This is a genomic window from Bartonella sp. AD328YNZD, assembly GCF_042196425.1.
The window spans coordinates 1-520 of sequence record NZ_JBHIQG010000892.1; the positions used below are offsets into that span (position 1 = coordinate 1).

Here is a 520-nt window from a genome sequence, read left to right on the forward strand (position 1 = left end):
AGAGCCTCTGTTATTTTCTGTTGCTATATTATCACACAACACATAATTTATTGTGGATATGAAAAGATATTCTTCAGGTTTTTTAAAAAATATTATTCATAAGCAATAAACAATAATTATATTTAAAATCAATAAGTTATTACATTATACAGCTTACGGTTTCTCGTACAAAATCAAGCTATGAAGCATTTTTTTCTGGGATAAGCCCTCCATTTTCTGTAACTGTATCATTTTTACTACAGCTTTTCTTTCTGTAATCTTGTAGCACTGTGCTCATAAATAAATTAGGAGCAAAGTTTATGAATATAAAATCTTTAGTAACAACTTCTGTTATCGCCATGGCAGCGGCTTCTGCAGCACAAGCTGCTGATGTTATCATTCCTCGTGAAACAGCCCCAGCAGTCATCGCAGCCCCTTCATTTTCTTGGACAGGCTTTTATATCGGTGGTCAGATTGGTGGTTTTTCAAGTAAAGTTGAATTAAAAGATAAAGATAAAGATACTTCAGTTTTTAAAGACTT

At 32.5% G+C, this 520-nt stretch carries 1 pseudogene; it reads left to right on the plus strand.

Features of this window, described 5'->3' with window-relative positions:
* Positions 1–299: 299 nt before the first annotated feature.
* Positions 300–520 (plus strand): annotated as a pseudogene (locus ACFIO3_RS15615) (hemin-binding protein E); the annotation flags it as partial.